Origin of the sequence: Sphingopyxis sp., from assembly GCF_036261875.1 — a bacterium.
In the GTDB taxonomy this organism is placed as follows: domain Bacteria; phylum Pseudomonadota; class Alphaproteobacteria; order Sphingomonadales; family Sphingomonadaceae; genus Sphingopyxis.
This window is the reverse complement of record NZ_DATAJZ010000007.1, coordinates 252,100-267,535: the sequence shown is the minus strand read 5'-3', so window position 1 is coordinate 267,535 and position 15,436 is coordinate 252,100. Positions and strand designations below refer to the sequence as shown.

Annotated in this window: 17 protein-coding genes and 1 riboswitch; of the genes, 8 read left to right on the top strand and 9 right to left on the bottom strand. The window is 66.2% G+C overall.

What is annotated here, in order from left to right:
• Positions 1–159 precede the first annotated feature (159 nt).
• The 4 genes from VHO04_RS03110 to VHO04_RS03095 all read left to right on the top strand — a co-directional run bounded on the left by VHO04_RS03110 (position 160) and on the right by VHO04_RS03095 (position 2,106).
• Positions 160–483 (top strand): hypothetical protein, encoded by a 324-nt coding sequence (locus VHO04_RS03110; RefSeq protein ID WP_257544326.1) that lies wholly within the window; start codon positions 160–162, stop codon positions 481–483.
• 178 nt (positions 484–661) lie between these two features.
• Positions 662–991 carry an entericidin EcnAB gene (locus VHO04_RS03105; protein WP_257544328.1) on the top strand — a complete coding sequence of 110 codons (330 nt, stop codon included), beginning with the start codon at positions 662–664 and terminating at the stop codon, positions 989–991.
• 75 nt (positions 992–1,066) lie between these two features.
• A complete protein-coding gene (locus tag VHO04_RS03100) occupies positions 1,067–1,267 on the top strand; it encodes a hypothetical protein (RefSeq protein WP_329626989.1) in 201 nt (66 codons plus the stop codon).
• 34 nt (positions 1,268–1,301) lie between these two features.
• A riboswitch (ZMP/ZTP riboswitch) is annotated at positions 1,302–1,394 on the top strand.
• Between the two features lie 22 nt (positions 1,395–1,416).
• Positions 1,417–2,106 carry a DJ-1/PfpI family protein gene (locus VHO04_RS03095; protein ID WP_329626988.1) on the top strand — a complete coding sequence of 230 codons (690 nt, stop codon included), beginning with the start codon at positions 1,417–1,419 and terminating at the stop codon, positions 2,104–2,106.
• A gap of 123 nt (positions 2,107–2,229) precedes the next feature.
• Here the strand turns inward: VHO04_RS03095 and VHO04_RS03090 are convergent, their stop codons facing one another.
• The 3 genes from VHO04_RS03090 to groES form a co-directional block, all read right to left on the bottom strand.
• A complete protein-coding gene (locus VHO04_RS03090) occupies positions 2,230–2,994 on the bottom strand; it encodes a glutaminyl-peptide cyclotransferase (RefSeq protein WP_329626987.1) in 765 nt (254 codons plus the stop codon).
• 227 nt (positions 2,995–3,221) lie between these two features.
• Entirely contained in the window at positions 3,222–4,865 is a 1,644-nt protein-coding gene (gene groL / locus VHO04_RS03085; RefSeq protein WP_329626986.1) for a chaperonin GroEL, read from the bottom strand.
• 63 nt (positions 4,866–4,928) lie between these two features.
• A complete protein-coding gene (gene groES, locus VHO04_RS03080; RefSeq protein ID WP_037554105.1) occupies positions 4,929–5,216 on the bottom strand; it encodes a co-chaperone GroES in 288 nt (95 codons plus the stop codon).
• A 142-nt stretch (positions 5,217–5,358) separates the two neighbouring features.
• Here groES and VHO04_RS03075 point away from each other — a divergent pair, with 142 nt between their 5' ends.
• A complete protein-coding gene (locus VHO04_RS03075) occupies positions 5,359–5,832 on the top strand; it encodes an HNH endonuclease signature motif containing protein (protein ID WP_329626985.1) in 474 nt (157 codons plus the stop codon).
• A 268-nt stretch (positions 5,833–6,100) separates the two neighbouring features.
• On the opposite strand, the gene VHO04_RS03070 is transcribed toward VHO04_RS03075, so the two are convergent.
• Genes VHO04_RS03070 through VHO04_RS03060 form a run of 3 tightly spaced genes read right to left on the bottom strand, consistent with a single transcriptional unit; the run spans position 6,101 to position 9,178 of the window.
• Positions 6,101–7,498: an MATE family efflux transporter gene (locus VHO04_RS03070; protein ID WP_329626984.1), complete on the bottom strand. Its 1,398-nt coding sequence runs from the start codon at positions 7,496–7,498 to the stop codon at positions 6,101–6,103.
• A gap of 42 nt (positions 7,499–7,540) precedes the next feature.
• Complete coding sequence (locus tag VHO04_RS03065; protein WP_329626983.1) at positions 7,541–8,581, bottom strand: TIR domain-containing protein; 1,041 nt, start codon at positions 8,579–8,581, stop codon at positions 7,541–7,543.
• A 24-nt stretch (positions 8,582–8,605) separates the two neighbouring features.
• Positions 8,606–9,178 (bottom strand): Pycsar system effector family protein, encoded by a 573-nt coding sequence (locus VHO04_RS03060; RefSeq protein WP_329626982.1) that lies wholly within the window; start codon positions 9,176–9,178, stop codon positions 8,606–8,608.
• A gap of 152 nt (positions 9,179–9,330) precedes the next feature.
• On the opposite strand from VHO04_RS03060, the gene VHO04_RS03055 reads away from it, so the two are divergent.
• From VHO04_RS03055 to VHO04_RS03045, 3 genes are all read left to right on the top strand, one after another.
• A complete protein-coding gene (locus VHO04_RS03055) occupies positions 9,331–9,567 on the top strand; it encodes an acyl carrier protein (RefSeq protein WP_329626981.1) in 237 nt (78 codons plus the stop codon).
• A gap of 7 nt (positions 9,568–9,574) precedes the next feature.
• Positions 9,575–10,777 (top strand): serine palmitoyltransferase, encoded by a 1,203-nt coding sequence (gene spt, locus VHO04_RS03050; protein WP_329626980.1) that lies wholly within the window; start codon positions 9,575–9,577, stop codon positions 10,775–10,777.
• Positions 10,778–10,890: 113 nt separating this feature from the next.
• Positions 10,891–12,849, top strand: a complete 1,959-nt coding sequence (locus tag VHO04_RS03045) for an ATP-binding protein (RefSeq protein WP_329626979.1) — start codon at positions 10,891–10,893, stop codon at positions 12,847–12,849.
• Positions 12,850–12,996: 147 nt separating this feature from the next.
• On the opposite strand, the gene VHO04_RS03040 is transcribed toward VHO04_RS03045, so the two are convergent.
• The 3 genes from VHO04_RS03040 to VHO04_RS03030 are packed head-to-tail and all read right to left on the bottom strand — an operon-like array spanning position 12,997 to position 15,356.
• Positions 12,997–13,857: a hypothetical protein gene (locus tag VHO04_RS03040; protein WP_329626978.1), complete on the bottom strand. Its 861-nt coding sequence runs from the start codon at positions 13,855–13,857 to the stop codon at positions 12,997–12,999.
• Positions 13,858–13,904: 47 nt separating this feature from the next.
• Entirely contained in the window at positions 13,905–14,876 is a 972-nt protein-coding gene (locus tag VHO04_RS03035; RefSeq protein ID WP_329626977.1) for an acylglycerol kinase family protein, read from the bottom strand.
• Between the two features lie 6 nt (positions 14,877–14,882).
• The gene (locus VHO04_RS03030; protein ID WP_297663723.1) at positions 14,883–15,356 is read right to left on the bottom strand and encodes a DUF2141 domain-containing protein; all 474 of its coding nucleotides are present in this window, start codon (positions 15,354–15,356) and stop codon (positions 14,883–14,885) included.
• Positions 15,357–15,436 lie beyond the last annotated feature (80 nt).

Here is a 15,436-nt window from a genome sequence, read left to right as displayed (position 1 = left end):
GAGGCGTGGGTCGATTTGCGACAAAAGGCGGGCGAATTTGCAAAAAGAGCGTTGCACCCCCCTTGGCGAGGCGGTATTTCTGCCGCCGATTGGCAAGTTCACGGGATCGATTGGGTTCCCATGCCGGTCGATCAGTTCAATCGAGAGGGGTATTCCCACATGAAGAAGTTGATCACTCTGTCGCTCGTCGCCGCTGCCTCGCTGGGCCTGGCCGCTTGCGGTGACAAGGCTGCCGACAACGCCGCCACCACCACCGAAACCCCGGCGACCGACACCGTCGAAGGCGCGGCCGATGGCGCGATGCAGGCTGCCGAAGGCGCCGCCGACGCTGCCGCGACCGCGAAGGACGCCGCGACCGACGCTGGCGCCGCTGCCGCTGCCGGCGACACCGCCGCTGCGACGGACAAGGCTGCCGAAGCGGCCGGCGCCGCCAAGGAAGCGACCGACCAGGCGAAGGCCGCCGTCGACGCTGCCAAGAAGTAAGCGCCTTTTCGGCTTCTGGCCGGAGGAATGCAGGGGTCGTCGGCACGCGCCGGCGGCCCCTTTCCTTTGCGGCGATCTTCCCTTGCGGTCGCTGTGCTGCGCGGTTGCCAAGCGGCCGATCCGCGATTAAACTTTTTCCCCAATGGCCGCCGGGCCATTGGATTTGAAAGGAAATTTCATGCGCAAGATCATCATCGCCTCGATGGCCGCCGCGGCCTTCAGCCTGACCGCCTGCTCGGACAAGACCCAGGACGCCGCCGCCGACGCCGCTTCGTCGGCCGCCGACGATGCCGCCGCCGCGGGTGATGCGGCCGCTCAGGGCGCGGCCGATGCCGCCGACGCGACCGCCGATGCGGCGAAGGACGCCGGGGCCGCCGTCGAAGGCGCCGCCAAGGACGCCGGCAACGCCGTCGAAGGCACGGTGAACGCCGCGGGTGACGCCGCCGCCAAGGCTGGCGACAAGATCGCCGAGGAAACCAAGAAGGCCGAAGCCAACGACAAGAAATAAGTCGAAGCTTCGCCTTCGGGCTGGTATCGAAGGGCTCCATCCGCGGATGGAGCCCTTTTTCGTGGGAGCCGAACGATGCGAACCCCTTGGCCCGCGGCGCTGCTCGCGCTGGCGCTGACCGCGACGGCGGGATGCAGCCGCACCGACAACGAACCCGGCCCCGGCGGCGTCACCGTCAGCGAAGCCAAGGCGCTCGACGATGCCGCCGCGATGCTCGAAAGCCGCGACGGGACGGCAGACCAGAAAAGTACGGACGACGGCAAAACCGGCAAATAGCGGCTTTCGCAGCCACCAAGGGACCGCTAGATTGCCGGAGCCCCGCAACTGGCGCTGAAGATGGGTATCCATCGGGGAACGGGGTTCGGCCGCATGGCCGGAAGAGCCGCGCGCCTGGGTGATCCGCTGCCGACGCAAGGAGCATCCGCATGACCGCCATTCCCCAAACCGCCACCCAGACCACCGTCGTCTTCCTGCTGTTTCCGGGCATCACCCAGCTCGATTTCACCGCGCCCGCGCAGGCGCTCAGCCGGATGCCCGGCGCGCGGCTGATCGGCGCCGCCGCGACGCTCGATCCGATCGCGACCGACAGCGGCTTTTCGATCGTGCCGACGCATGATTTCGCGTCGGCGCCACAAGCCGACATCCTCTGCGTCCCCGGCGGCCACGGCGTGACCGAAGCGCTCGGCGATACCGCGACGATCGATTTCGTCGCCCGGCAGGCGGCGGACGCGCAGTGGGTGACGAGCGTCTGCACCGGCGCCTTCCTGCTCGGCCGCGCCGGGCTGCTTTCGGGCAAGCGCGCGACGACGCATTGGGCGTACACGCATCTGCTGCCGCTGGTCGGGGCGGAGCCGGTCGCGGCGCGCGTCGTCGAGGATGGCAACGTCGTCTCCAGCGGCGGGGTGACCTCGGGCCTCGATTTCGCGCTGACCCTGATCGCCCGTCTGCATGGCGACGCGGTGGCGCAGGCGATTCAGCTTGCGATCGAATACGACCCCGCCCCGCCCTTCGCCGGTGGCCATCCCGACCGCGCGCCAGAAAGCGTCACCGCGGGGCTCAAGACCCGCGTCTACGACGCCGCGGCAGCGCGGATCGAAGCGGCGCTGAAGGGCTAGAATTAGATTACCCTCCTCTGTCATTGCGAGGAGCGGAGCGACGAAGCAATCTCCAGCCCTCGTCCGCTCGGGACGATAGCTGGAGATTGCTTCCCCCGGCTTTCGCCGGGGTCGCAATGACGATTAGGCGCACTCCGCCAGCGCAATCTCATACAGTTTCGGCCAATATTTGCCGGTGACGAACAGCCGCTTCTTCTTCGCGTCCCACGCGATGCCGTTGAGCACGCTGTCGCTTCCGTGCGCCCCGGCATCCGCCTTCAGCCCCGAAAGGTCGACGAGCGACACGACGTCGCCGCTCGCGGGGTCGATGCGGACGATGAGGTCGGTCATCCAGATATTGGCCCAGATTTGTCCGTCGATCGTCTCGAGCTCGTTGATCATGCGCAATGGCCGACCGCCAAAGCGGACGGTGACGCGGCCTTGCTCCTTCATCGTCGCGGGGTCGAGGAAGCGGAGATCGGACGAGCCGTCGCTGAGCACCAAGCGATCCCCGACCATGGTGACGCCCCACCCTTCGCCATCATAGGCAAAATCGCCGATCGGTTTCAGGTCCTTGATCGACCAGCGGTGACCGACGCCATTCTGCCACGTCACGCCGATGATCTGATGCCCCCAGCGCGTGATCCCCTCGCCGAACTGGTCGTCGGGCAGCTTCGTCTCGGCAAGCGCCTTGCCGGTTTCGAGGTCGAGCCGCGCGATGCGCGAATGGCCATATTGGCCGGTGCTCTCGTAAAGATGCCCGCCGTCCCAGAACAGGCCCTGGGTAAAGGACGCGCTGTCGTGCGGATAGCTTTGGACGATGCGATAGCCGCAGCGCTCGACCGGCGATGGTGCGGGGGCGGCGACCGCCGGTTCGGCGAGCAGAACGAAGGCAAGAAGAAGGCTCATAGCGCCTAGCTATGCCGGACAGCACGAACTGGCAATGAGAGAGCCACCGTGCCCCTGCGAAGGCAGGGGCCCATTACCTGCCGTTGCCCTCATATCCGCCGGTCGCGGGGAAACGCGTCGTCCGGTGATGGGCCCCTGCCTTCGCAGGGGCACGGTGCGCAAGAAAAAGGGCCGGAGGATCGCTCCCCCGGCCCCGTTTCTTCGACTGAGCGCCGAACGGTTCGGACTTAGAAGTCCATGCCGCCCATGCCGCCCATGCCGCCGCCGCCCATCGGCATCGCCGGCTTGTCTTCGGGAAGCTCGCTGACCGCCGCTTCGGTGGTGATCAGCAGGCCCGACACCGACGCAGCGTCCTGAAGCGCGGTGCGCACGACCTTGGTCGGGTCGATGACGCCGGCGGCCTTGAGGTTCTCATAGACGTCGGTCGCGGCGTTGAAGCCCTGGTCCTGGTTGTTTTCGCGCAGCAAATTGCCGGCGACAACCGCACCGTCGTGACCGGCGTTGGCCGCGATCTGGCGCAGCGGCGCTTCGATCGCCTTGCGGACGATGTCGATGCCGCGGGTCTGGTCGTCGTTGGCGCCCTTCAGCCCGTCGAGAGCCTTGGTCGCGTAAAGGAGCGCGGTGCCGCCACCGGGGACGATGCCTTCTTCGACCGCAGCGCGGGTCGCGTGCAGCGCGTCATCAACGCGGTCCTTGCGTTCCTTCACCTCGACCTCGGTGGCGCCGCCGACCTTGATCACCGCAACGCCGCCGGCGAGCTTCGCCAGACGTTCCTGCAGTTTTTCGCGGTCATAGTCGCTGGTCGTGGTTTCGATCTGCGCGCGGATCTGTTCGACGCGGCCCTTGATCGCTTCGGCTTCACCCGCACCATCGACGATGGTGGTGTTGTCCTTGTCGATGGTGACGCGCTTCGCCTGGCCGAGCATGTTCAGCGTGACCGACTCGAGCTTGATGCCCAGGTCTTCGCTGATCATTTCGCCGGCGGTCAGGATCGCGATGTCCTGCAGCATCGCCTTGCGGCGATCGCCGAAGCCCGGCGCCTTGACGGCCGCGACCTTCAGGCCGCCGCGCAGACGGTTGACGACGAGCGTCGCGAGCGCTTCGCCTTCGATGTCCTCGGCAATGATCAGGAGCGGCCGGCCCGACTGCACCACAGCTTCGAGGATCGGCAGCATCGACTGGAGGTTCGACAGCTTCTTCTCGAAGATCAGGATGTAGGGATCGGCGAGCTCTACGACCATCTTTTCGGGGTTGGTGATGAAGTAAGGCGACAGATAGCCGCGGTCGAACTGCATGCCTTCGACGACGTCGAGCTCGAACTCGAGGCCCTTGGCTTCCTCGACGGTGATCACGCCTTCCTTGCCGACCTTGTCCATCGCTTCGGCGATCTTCTCACCGACTTCGGTGTCGCCGTTGGCCGAGATGATGCCGACCTGTGCGATTTCAGAATTGCCCGCGACCGGGGTCGAGCGCGCGGCGAGATCGGCGACGACCTTGCCGACCGCGAGGTCGATGCCGCGCTTGAGGTCCATCGGGTTCATGCCGGCGGCAACCGACTTCATGCCCTCGCGGACGATCGCCTGGGCGAGGACGGTCGCGGTGGTGGTGCCGTCACCGGCCTTGTCGTTCGCCTTGCTGGCGACTTCGCGCAGCATCTGCGCGCCCATATTCTCGAACTTGTCCTTGAGCTCGATTTCCTTGGCGACCGACACACCGTCCTTGGTGATGCGGGGGGCGCCGAAGCTCTTGTCGATCACGACGTTGCGACCCTTGGGGCCCAGCGTGACCTTGACGGCGTCGGCGAGGATGTCGACGCCCTTCAGGATGCGCTCGCGCGCGTCGCGCGAAAATTTAACGTCCTTGGCAGCCATTGGCTCATTCCTTTCAAAGGCGCAGAAAACTGCGCAACTTCACTCTCAATTCGACGGATGGACTCAGGCGATGACGCCGAGAATGTCCGATTCCTTCATGATCAGCAGCTCTTCGCCGTCGACCTTGACTTCGGTGCCCGACCATTTGCCGAACAGGATGCGGTCGCCGGCCTTGACGTCGAGCGGGGTGACCTTGCCGTCGTCGGCGCGGGTGCCCGAACCGACCGAGACGACTTCGCCTTCCTGCGGCTTTTCCTTGGCGGTGTCGGGGATGATGATGCCGCCGGCCGTCTTTTCCTCGGCTTCGATACGGCGGACGAGCACGCGGTCGTGCAGCGGACGAAATTGCATGGATATCCCTCCAGAGGTGCAAATGATGTCACTTAGCACTCACATGGCGCGAGTGCTAACAGGCGGGCATATGGGTCGCACCCCCGGAGGCGTCAAGCGGAGTCCAACGAAAATTTTACGGCTGCGCTTTATACCGCCCGCCATGACCGACAAAGCGACACAGCAGATATCGCAGCCCGCGTTGGAAAAGCCGGAAAACGCGGCCCGCCCATGCCTCGATTCCATGCCCTATCGGACCCTCGTTTTCGCTCGCCTGCACAGCAAGGAAATGCCGGTGCCTCTCTATTGGGTTGCCGGAGTCAACGGCGGCCCATGGGGCGCGACGAACAGCTTGAAGAAAGCCGCTGAGGTTCATGGCGCAAACTGTTTCTATTGTTCGACGGAGTTGACGAAAAATACGGCCACCATCGATCATGTTGAAGGCCAGACCGGTGAGGCGGCGAACGCAATCCAGAATCTCGTGCTGGCGTGCAAGCCGTGCAACACCAAGAAGGGCAGCTTTCCCATCGACGCCTTCAAACCCGAAGCGGGCCGCGAATGGCTGTCGGCGTTACTGGCGCAAGTGCAGGATCGACTGGACCGGCTGGACAACCCCGAACAGGAACGACCCGCTTAGCGCGACGCGCGTAAAGTCTGAACCGCCCCATCTTCCGTTCGTGTCGAGCGAAGTCGAGACACCCATCGGCGTAGAGCGAGGCCGATAGGCCAGCTATTTTTTGTTTCGCACAAAGACACGAAGCCACGAAGAAGAAGGCTCGGGCCGACAGGCCCCATATTCTTTCATCGGCGCGGCAGTGCGCGGCGTTGAAAGAGAAAGCCGCTTCGCGGCAAGCACGACATCTTCGTGTCTTTGTGTCTTCGTGCGAACCAAATCACAAAGAACCCTAGCCCGGCAACAGCCCCAGCCGTCCCCGCAGCCGCCAGCGCGTGAGCAGCAGCGCCGCGACGACGACCAGCCCGACCGCGAGGCCGATCCACACGCCGACGCCCGCCATCGGCGTCCAGAAGCCGAGGTAGATGGCGGTGCCATAGCCCGCGAGCCAATAGCCGCAGACCGCGATCAGCATCGGGATGCGCGTGTCCTGCAGCCCGCGCAGCACCCCCGCCGCGACCGTCTGCGCGCCGTCGAAAAGCTGGAAGGCGGCGGCGACGACGAGGAATTGCATCGCAAAGCCGACGAGCAGCGCGTTCTTCGGGTCGCCGACATCGACATAGATCGACAGGAAAAGACTCGGAAACAGCCACATCGACAACGCGGTGAGCGCCATGAAACCGATGCCGAGCCCCAGCGAGGCGCGGCCCGCGAGCGCGATGCCGCGGCGGTCGCCCGCGCCATAAGCGAGCCCGACGCGGATCGTCGCCGCCTGCGCGACCCCGAACGGAATCTGAAAGGCGAGCGCCGCGATCTGCAGCGCGATCGTATGCCCGGCAAGCTGCGCCTCGCCGATCCGCCCCATCAGGAAGGCGGCGCCGGTGAACAGCCCCGCCTCGGCGAGGATCGTCAGCCCGATCGGGGTGCCGATGCGCAGGATTTCGGTGAAGCGGCCCCACTCGCTGCGCCACCAGTTGCCGAACAGATGATAGCGCCGTAGCCGCCGGTCGCTCTGGATCACGACGACATAGGCGACCAGCATCGCCGTGCTGGTGAGGATGCTCGACAGCGCCGAACCGTGGAGGCCGAGCGCGGGCAGGCCAAGATGGCCGAACACCAGCACCCAATTGCCGAACACATTGACGAACAGCGCCAGGAAGGTGATCGCGGTCGCGATCGTCGGCCGCCCGAGCGCCGAGACGAAGATGCGCAGCACGCTCGCCGCGATCATCGGGAACATGCCCCACATCAGGATCAGCAGGAAACTGGCGGCATGAAGGGTGAGTTCAGGCTCCTGCCCGGTCGCGCGCATGATCGGCCCGCCCGCCGCGCAGACGCCCATGAAGACGAGCGAGACGAGCAGGCTGATCCACAGCGCCATGCGGACGGTGCGCCGCACCTCGCGCACGCTGTGCTTGCGGCGGCCGAGTTCGGCGGCGATCAGCGGTGCCGACGCGCCGACGAGCCCGGTGCCGGTCCACAGCAACAGGCCGAAAATCGCGACGCCGAGCGACGAAGCGGCGAGCGCCGCGTCGCCGAGCCTTGCCACGAAGATGACGTCGACCGCATGAACGAGCATCTGGAGCAGGTTCGCCGCCGCCAGCGGCCAGGCGAGCGCCAGCGTCGCGCGAAATTCGGCGCGGAAATTCTGCGGCGGCGCCGCGGTCAGGGGATGGGCCTGCTCCAGCATAGCCGGCCCGGATAGGCGAGCAGGCGGGTCAGCGGCAAGCCCCTAATGCAGGGTGATGTCCACGCGGCCGCCCGCTGCCCCGGTCGAGCGGCGGTCCATCTTCGAGCGCGGAACGCCGCGACCTTCGAGATAATTCTGGACCACGGCGGCCATGCGGTCGTTCGGCGCGGCGATCTCCACCCGGCCGTCGCAGTCGCGGGCCACCTTGCCCAGCATATCGAGCAGCGCCGTCGATTCGGGCGTGATGCCGGCAACATCGGCATCGAAATCGATCGGGAAAGGCCCGGTCCCGCACACGGCCGTGCCGAGGTCGCCCGGAACGAAGGCCTCGGTAATGTCGGACATCGCCGCAGGCGGGGGCGGCGATATGGTCGCCGTCGGGGCGGAAGGCGGCGCAGCGCCGTCCGCGGCCGCGCTGCCGCCGCGATATATCCATGCCGCCGACAGCAGCAGCACGCCGGCGACGCCGGCAAGCATTGCCCAGCGAAAGGGAGAAGCGCTCATCCGCCCGGCTTCGGGGGACGCCGGCGCCTTCTCTTCCTCTGCCCGAGGCTTGGGATCGTGATCGAGCAGCGCGGCGAGATGCCGCTTTGCCGCGTCCGTCAACGGATCGCCGGGATGGGCGGCGATCCAGCCGCGCCAAGCCCGGGCGTCGGCCCTCTGCTCGCAGCTCAGATAATCGCCGAGCCCGGGCCGGCCGACGAGGCGGCCGATGCGTTGAACGATCTGACCCCATCCCTCGCTCGTCCTGAAATCGGATGGGCCGAACAGATCGACCGCCTGCACCGATGCGAATTCGAGCGGCGGCAGACAATCGTCGAGCCGCGCCGCGACCAGCCGCTCGCCCTGCCGCCCGGTGCGCGCCTCGGCGCGAATCCAGTCGCTATCGGCCGCGAGCGCCGACCAGAGGACGAGGACGACCTTGGCGGCGCGGACCTCCCGCTCGATCTCGCGATCGAAATCGGTGCCCGGCTCGATATGCGCGTCGAACCAGACCGACAGTTTCAGCTCGACAAGCGCATCGTGGATGGAGAGGCAGCGTGCGCGTTCCTCGCGCTTGTAGCTGATGAAGACGTCCGTCATTGTCGCATTCAATGCTTTGCGGCGTCATTGGCTCCACATCATCGTCATTTCATAGGCGAAAGTGATGAAAGTCAGCGTCAGCCCGACGACGAACAGCCGATAGGCATAGGCCAGAAAGCGATATTTGCGCCGCGCGAGGATCAGCCCGTTCTGATAGGTGTCGCGCAGGATCGTCTCGTACAGATCCTCCTCGGTCCGCATCCGCGCCTTGACCGCGTCGATGAACTCATCCTCGTCCATCTGCGCGAAGCGGCCGAAGAAGAGGATGTTGCTGTGGTCCTTGCCGTCGCGATAGACGGCGGGCGGCGCCTTGCCGACGCGCGGCAGCACCGCCGAAATCGCAAGCAGCGCGGAGAGGAAGGAAAAGGTCGCGAGCACGGTCAGCGGCATCGCGAACGCGCCGCCCCCGCCCCGCGCCTGTCCGACCGCGAGCGTGAAGACGACGAAGGTCGCGCCCATCAGGATCGACGCCTTTTGATCCGCCATCTGCGACAGCTGCATCGTGATCTGCTGATTGGTGCGCACCAGATGCACCGCGTTCGGCGGAAAGCTGATGGCCGGCCGGTCCGGCCTGGCGTCGGTTGTTTCGCTGTCCATCGCGTCCCGTCCCTGTCGGCGGCCCTGCCGGGGGGATGGCACGAAGCGCCGCGAACGGCAAGATGCTGCCCGATTCCCGCCGCATTCGCTTGCCATGCGGGACGCATCGCGGCATTCCCGCGCACAACATTCCTCTATATGGGACGCACCCGATGAGCACCGCCCTCAAGGACCAGATTTACGGCCTGATCACGCCTTTCAACAAGAAAGGCGTCGCCCTTACCGACGCGACGACCTTTGCCGGCGACCTCGAATGGGACAGCCTGACGGTGATGGATTTCGTCGCCGAGGTCGAGGACACGTTCGACATCATCATCAGCATGAACCAGCAGGCCGAGATCGAAAATGTCGGCCAGTTGATCGCCGCGGTCGAAAAGCTGCAGGGCTGATCCGACGATGACCGACCTCTTCTCGAAATTCGACCCGCTCATCAAGCAGCGCGAAGACCTGCTCGCGACCGGGGTCACCGATCCGTTCAGTCTGGTGATGGAGAAAGTCCTCTCCCCCACCGTCGCGATCTGCAACGGGCGCGAGACGATCCTGCTCGGCACCTATAATTATATGGGCATGACCTTCGACGCGGACGTCATCGCCGCGGGCGAGGAAGCCCTTGAGAAATTCGGCAGCGGCACCACCGGCAGCCGCGTCCTCAACGGCACCTATCAGGGCCACAAGGCGTGCGAGGAGGCGCTGAAAGAATTCTACGCCATGGATCATGCCATGGTGTTCTCGACCGGCTATCAGGCGAACCTCGGCATCATCTCGACGATCGCGGGCAAGGGCGACTATGTCATCCTCGACATCGACAGCCACGCCTCGATCTACGACGGCTGCAAGATGGGCGATGCCGAGATCGTCGCCTTTCGCCACAACGACATCGAGGCGCTGGAAAAGCGCCTGAAGCGCCTGCCGCCCGAGGCCGGCAAGCTCGTCGTGCTCGAAGGCGTCTATTCGATGCTCGGCGACGTCGCGCCGCTGAAGGAGATGATCCGCATCGCCAAGGAAAATGGTGCGATGGTGCTGGTCGACGAGGCGCATTCGATGGGCTTCATCGGCGAACACGGCCGCGGCGTCGCCGAGGCGCAGGGGGTGATCGACGACGTCGATTTCATCATCGGCACCTTCAGCAAGAGCGTCGGCACCGTCGGCGGCTTCTGCGTCTCGAACCATCCGAAGTTCGAGATCATGCGGCTCGTCTGCCGCCCCTACGTCTTCACCGCGTCGCTGCCGCCGAGCGTCGTCGCGACCGCCGCGACGAGCATCCGCAAGCTGATGCACGGATCGAACAAGCGCGCGCACCTTTGGGAAAATTCCAAGACGCTGCACAAGGGGCTCAAGGATCTCGGCTTCACGCTCGGCACCGAGGAGCCGCAATCGGCGATCATCGCCGTCATCATGCCCGACCTCGAAAAGGGCGCGATGATGTGGGAAGCGCTGCTGGAAGAAGGCCTCTACGTCAACCTCGCGCGCCCGCCGGCGACGCCCGCGGGCATGACCCTGCTGCGCTGCTCGCTGTGCGCCGAGCATTCGAGCGAGCAGGTCGGCGAGATTCTCGCCCGCTTCGAGCGTGCGGGACGGCGCGCGGGAATTTTGGGCTGAGCCGGGCGCCCGCGCCGACCAGCGGATTCCTTTTCGCGGCGAATCGAGCCGGCGCGCGGCACCTGCGTCCTTCGCACCTTTGCCCCGCGCCGCTTGTTCGGTAGAACGCACGCGTGTTCGAGCGGGATCTGGATGATGAAACCGAGGAACGGCGGGAGCGGTTTCGCTTCTGGCTGACCGTCGGGCTGGGCGCGATCCTGACCTGCGTGGTCGGGGCGCTCGTCCTGCTGCTCAGCCGCGCCAACGACGATTACGACCGCTCGCTCGGCTGGCAGGCGCACAGCCTGGAAATCATCTCGCAGACGCGCAGCCTCGACGCGGCACTGGCCCGCGCCGAAGCCGCGCTCGGCCGCTTCGCGGTGGGACTGCAGAAGGAGGACGGCCGCGTCTATCAACAGCAATGGGGGCTGTCGCAGCAATATCTGACGCTGCTCCAGCGCAACGTCCGCGACAATCCGCAGCAGGCCGAACTCGTCCGCAAGCTGACCGCCGAACTCGACGCGCGCGGCGCGCAGCTCGGCGATGCGGCGCTCAGCGCCAATTATCGCCAGACCGTCGCCGCCATCTCCAAATATAATGCCGCCGGCCACGATGCCGCGCTGATCCGCATCGACCGGCTCTTGTCCAGCCTCATTCGCAACGAGCGCCGGATATTGTTCGAGCGCAATCGCGTCGCGGCGTCGGACCGCGCCAGCCTCAACCAGGCGATCCTGCTCTTTTCGCTGCTCGGCGCCGCCGCCGCAGTGATCGCGATCGCCGCGACGGTTTCGCTCGTCCGCGCCGAGGGCGAACGCCGCGCGGCACGGCGCGAAACCCTGTTCGAAAGCGACCGCGCGATGCAGCTCGAAGCCGCGGTCGAGGCGCGCACCACCGAGCTCGCGCAGGCGAACAAAGCGCTGCGCAGCGAGATGGGCGAGCGCGAAGCGGCCGAGGCGCAGCTTCGTCAGGCGCAGAAGATGGAAGCGGTCGGTCAGCTCACCGGCGGCATTGCGCATGATTTCAACAATATGCTCGCGGTCGTCGTCGGCGGGCTCGAACTCGCGCAGCGGCTCGTCGCGACCGCGCCCGACAAGGCGCAGCGGCACCTCAGCAACGCGATGGACGGCGCCAACCGCGCCGCCGACCTGACCCGCCGCCTGCTCACCTTCGCGCGCTCCGAACCCGCACGGCCCGAGATGATACCGGTCGACGCGTGCATCACCAGCTTCGCCGAACTGATCGAGCGGACCATCGGCGACCGAATCGCGCTGACGCTCGACCTCAACGCGCCCACGCTCGCCTGCTGGGCCGATCGCCAGCAGTTCGAAAATGCGCTGCTCAACCTCGCGGTCAACGCGCGCGACGCAATGGAGGGCCATGGCTCGCTGACGATCCGCACGCTGCGCGACGAGGCGGAGGAAGCCGCGGCGCTGGCGGTGCAGGTTATCGACACCGGCTGCGGCATGTCGGCGGAGGTGCTCGAACGCGTCTTCGACCCCTTTTACACCACCAAGCCCGCGGGCCAGGGCACCGGCCTCGGCATGAGCCAGGTCTTCGCTTTCTGTCGCCAGTCGGGCGGCGAGGTGCAGATATCGTCAACCGAGGGCGAAGGGACGAGCGTCGCGATGCTGCTGCCCGTCGCGCGCGCCGAAACCGGCCTCGCCGCCGGCGACGATGCGGGCGAGACGCCCGACGTCACGCCCCCCGCCGACGCCCTGACGATCCTTGTCGTCGAGGACGACCAGCGCGTCCTCGCGGCGACGGTCGGTGCCGTCGAGGAACTGGGGCACACGGCGATCGCGTGCAGCAATCCGCTTGATGCCGAGGCGCTCGTCGACACGCACGGCGGTTTCGATCTCATCCTGTCGGACGTGCTGATGCCCGAACTCACCGGCCCCGAAATGGTCGCCGGGTTGAAACAGCGCTGGCCCGACCTGCCGGTGCTGTTCGTCACCGGCTATGCCGGCGATGCGAGCGAGGACGCGGCGTTCGGCAACCATGACGTGCTGCGTAAACCCTTCACTCTGACCGCGCTCGACCAGGCGATCCGGCGCAGCAATGCCCCGGTGGAGGGGCGGCGGCTGGCGGGCTAGCGAGACCTGTCAAATCCTGATCGCCCCTTTCTCTTTCGTCATCCCGGCGAAAGCCGGGATCTCACCGTCTCGGCCTGATGCACCGGCGGGATCCCGGCCTTCGCCGGGATGACGAAAGCAGCGTTTCAGTCAAATCCTGATCGCGCTCTAACGAATCGCGCCGCTCTTCATCAGGCGCGGCACCAGCGTCACCGCCGCGAGCAGCGGCCAGCGGCGCTGCCAGGGCTTGATCTCGATCTTCGTGCCTGCGTGGCGATTGATCTTCCACGCCAGATAATCGATCCCGCCGGCATAGGTGAGGCTCGCCTTCGCGAGCCGCGCGACGCTGAGCAGCTTGCCTTCGATGCGCCGGCGCGCCCAGCCGCCGCTCGGTGCGCCGGCGGGAATCGCGGCGACCGCCGGCTCGCTAAAGCGCCAGTAGCGCTCGGGGTCGGCGTCGACGACCGACTGCGCGCGGTTCGCGCGTTCGGCGCGCAGCTCGACCGAATAGGTCAGCGCAAAGGCGCGGCGCCACCAGTCGAGCGGCTCCTCGCCCGCGCGGGCACCCGCGGCGGCGAGCAGGGTCGGCGCGGCGCGCGACACCGCCGCGACCGCGCGGGCGGCGGCGGTATCGTCGACCGCCCAAACGAGCCGCGACGGCTGCGCGAAGCGCGCCCACACCGACACGTTGCGCGTCTCCGGCCCGTTCAGCCGATCGAAGTCGGCTTCGCTCAGCACCGCATATTTGGCGATCAGCCCACCGTGCTGGAACGGAAAGACATTGGGCGGGATCAGCCGGTTCGCGAGCGCCAGCCAACGCCGCGGATAGGCGTCGCCATAGTCGGAAACGATCAGATAGAAATCGAGCATCAGCCCGTCGAGTTCGCGCTCGCGCAGGCAGCTCCCGTAAAAAAGCACCGCACGCGCGCTGCCCGGATAGTCGGCGGAGATCGCTGCCGCCATCGCGGCGACGCGCGGATCGACGGGGAGCGACACTTCTTCGCGGACAAGGTCGGCAATCGCGGACATGACAAATCGCTCTACGCTATCCGTTCGGGAGAAATAAAAACGGCGACCTAGGCGGCAAGGCGCAGAAAGGGAACCGGCTGGGTCGAGGTCAGGATGATCGGCTTGCCACCCGTCGCCTCGAAAATCTCACCGTCGAGGATGACGTTCGAACGCTCGCCCTCAATGCGGATTTCGTCGCCCTGCTGGAAATGGACGCCGTCGAGCGGTTTCTGCCCCAGCGTCCCGCGCCACGTCGCGCCGAGCATGCGGAACAGCGCCCCGACGCTGCTTTCGGTCGCCAGCAGCTTCATATGGCCGTTCGGCCCGGGGCCGTCGCCGGTGCGGATGCTGAGCAGCAATTTTTCGAGCGTCGTCACGATCAGCAGCGAGAATTTGCCCTGGAACTCCCCCTGGCGGACGAGCGACACCGTCATCGGTTCGGGCTTGGGCGGCAGGCGCCCGCCGCCGATCCCCAGGATCATCGCGAACAGGCCGAGGATCGCGGCGAGGACGTGCGACACGCCGTTCGGCAGACCGAGCGGATAGATGCGATGGCGGCAATAGAGCATGACGTCGGCAAGATAGGCGCCGCCAAGGAACATGCCGAGCACCGGCCGGCCCTCGTCACGGTCGAGCGCGATGAGCTGGCGCTCGACGACATGATCCTCGAGCCGGCCATCGTGGACCAGCTCGACGACGCGTTGCAGCGCCTTGATCGGGTCGCCCTCGGCGCCCAGGTCGAGCGCAATCAAATTGGTCTTGCCGTTGGGCAGCACCGCGACCGGCGGCGGCGAGCCGCCGAAATGGCCGCCCGAATAGAGCTCGGTCAGCGCCGCCTGGACGGTGCCGTCGCCGCCGTTGATTGCGACGATGCGCGGGGACACCATCGCGATGGTGCGGATCGCCTCGCCGATCTGGTCGACATCCTCGACCTCATAATGGAAAATGTCGGGGTGCGCCGCGCAATATTCGCGCACCTGTGGCAACAGGGCGCGGTTGCCCGTCGAGCGTGGATTGGAAAGAAGCGCGACGCTCGCCATTCGTCCCTACATATATTTCATGGTGATGGTGATCGTCCGCGGCGCATTGCCGACCGCAAAGGCGGTCTTCTTGTAGCTCGGCTTGCCGAGGTTGAAGATGTTGATGCTCGGATTGTTCGACATGCCGCCGCCGTCCGAGGTCAGATCGGTCTTGCCGTTGCCGTTGACGTCGTGGCGCACCGCAATGCCATAGCTGCCCGCTTCGGGCAGCGGCACGCACACGGTCATCGACCCTGCGCGCACGGGCACTTCGATCCGGTTGATCCAGCGGCCCTTGGCCAGCCAGTCGGCTGCGGTCGCGCGATAGCTTTGCACGCGCACTTTGCCCGTGCCGCCTTTCAGCCCGTTGATCTGGACCAGCGTGGACGGCCCGCTCCGGCACTTCGACAGGTCGTTCGACATGACCTGTCCCGACGCTTCCGCCGCTCCCGCGGCGAACAGCAAAGCCAGACAGAGGGACGTCGATACAAATTTCGACATGACGCAATAGCTCCCAGTGGTTATAGCCATGCCAGCCAGGCTGGTATGGGCCCCTGTCGCCCTTGAATCGGCATATCGGA

Bases quoted from the DNA above. Each gene is read 5' to 3' on its own strand.
- spt (WP_329626980.1), top strand. From the start codon at position 9,575: ATGACCGACCTCTTCTCGAAATTCGACCCGCTCATCAAGCAGCGCGAA.
- groL (WP_329626986.1), bottom strand. From the start codon at position 4,865: ATGGCTGCCAAGGACGTTAAATTTTCGCGCGACGCGCGCGAGCGCATC.
- groES (WP_037554105.1), bottom strand. From the start codon at position 5,216: ATGCAATTTCGTCCGCTGCACGACCGCGTGCTCGTCCGCCGTATCGAA.
- VHO04_RS03100 (WP_329626989.1), top strand. From the start codon at position 1,067: ATGCGAACCCCTTGGCCCGCGGCGCTGCTCGCGCTGGCGCTGACCGCG.
- VHO04_RS03035 (WP_329626977.1), bottom strand. From the start codon at position 14,876: ATGGCGAGCGTCGCGCTTCTTTCCAATCCACGCTCGACGGGCAACCGC.
- VHO04_RS03075 (WP_329626985.1), top strand. From the start codon at position 5,359: ATGACCGACAAAGCGACACAGCAGATATCGCAGCCCGCGTTGGAAAAG.
- VHO04_RS03095 (WP_329626988.1), top strand. From the start codon at position 1,417: ATGACCGCCATTCCCCAAACCGCCACCCAGACCACCGTCGTCTTCCTG.
- VHO04_RS03060 (WP_329626982.1), bottom strand. From the start codon at position 9,178: ATGGACAGCGAAACAACCGACGCCAGGCCGGACCGGCCGGCCATCAGC.
- VHO04_RS03040 (WP_329626978.1), bottom strand. From the start codon at position 13,857: ATGTCCGCGATTGCCGACCTTGTCCGCGAAGAAGTGTCGCTCCCCGTC.
- VHO04_RS03070 (WP_329626984.1), bottom strand. From the start codon at position 7,498: ATGCTGGAGCAGGCCCATCCCCTGACCGCGGCGCCGCCGCAGAATTTC.
- VHO04_RS03055 (WP_329626981.1), top strand. From the start codon at position 9,331: ATGAGCACCGCCCTCAAGGACCAGATTTACGGCCTGATCACGCCTTTC.
- VHO04_RS03105 (WP_257544328.1), top strand. From the start codon at position 662: ATGCGCAAGATCATCATCGCCTCGATGGCCGCCGCGGCCTTCAGCCTG.
- VHO04_RS03065 (WP_329626983.1), bottom strand. From the start codon at position 8,581: ATGACGGACGTCTTCATCAGCTACAAGCGCGAGGAACGCGCACGCTGC.
- VHO04_RS03030 (WP_297663723.1), bottom strand. From the start codon at position 15,356: ATGTCGAAATTTGTATCGACGTCCCTCTGTCTGGCTTTGCTGTTCGCC.
- VHO04_RS03090 (WP_329626987.1), bottom strand. From the start codon at position 2,994: ATGAGCCTTCTTCTTGCCTTCGTTCTGCTCGCCGAACCGGCGGTCGCC.
- VHO04_RS03110 (WP_257544326.1), top strand. From the start codon at position 160: ATGAAGAAGTTGATCACTCTGTCGCTCGTCGCCGCTGCCTCGCTGGGC.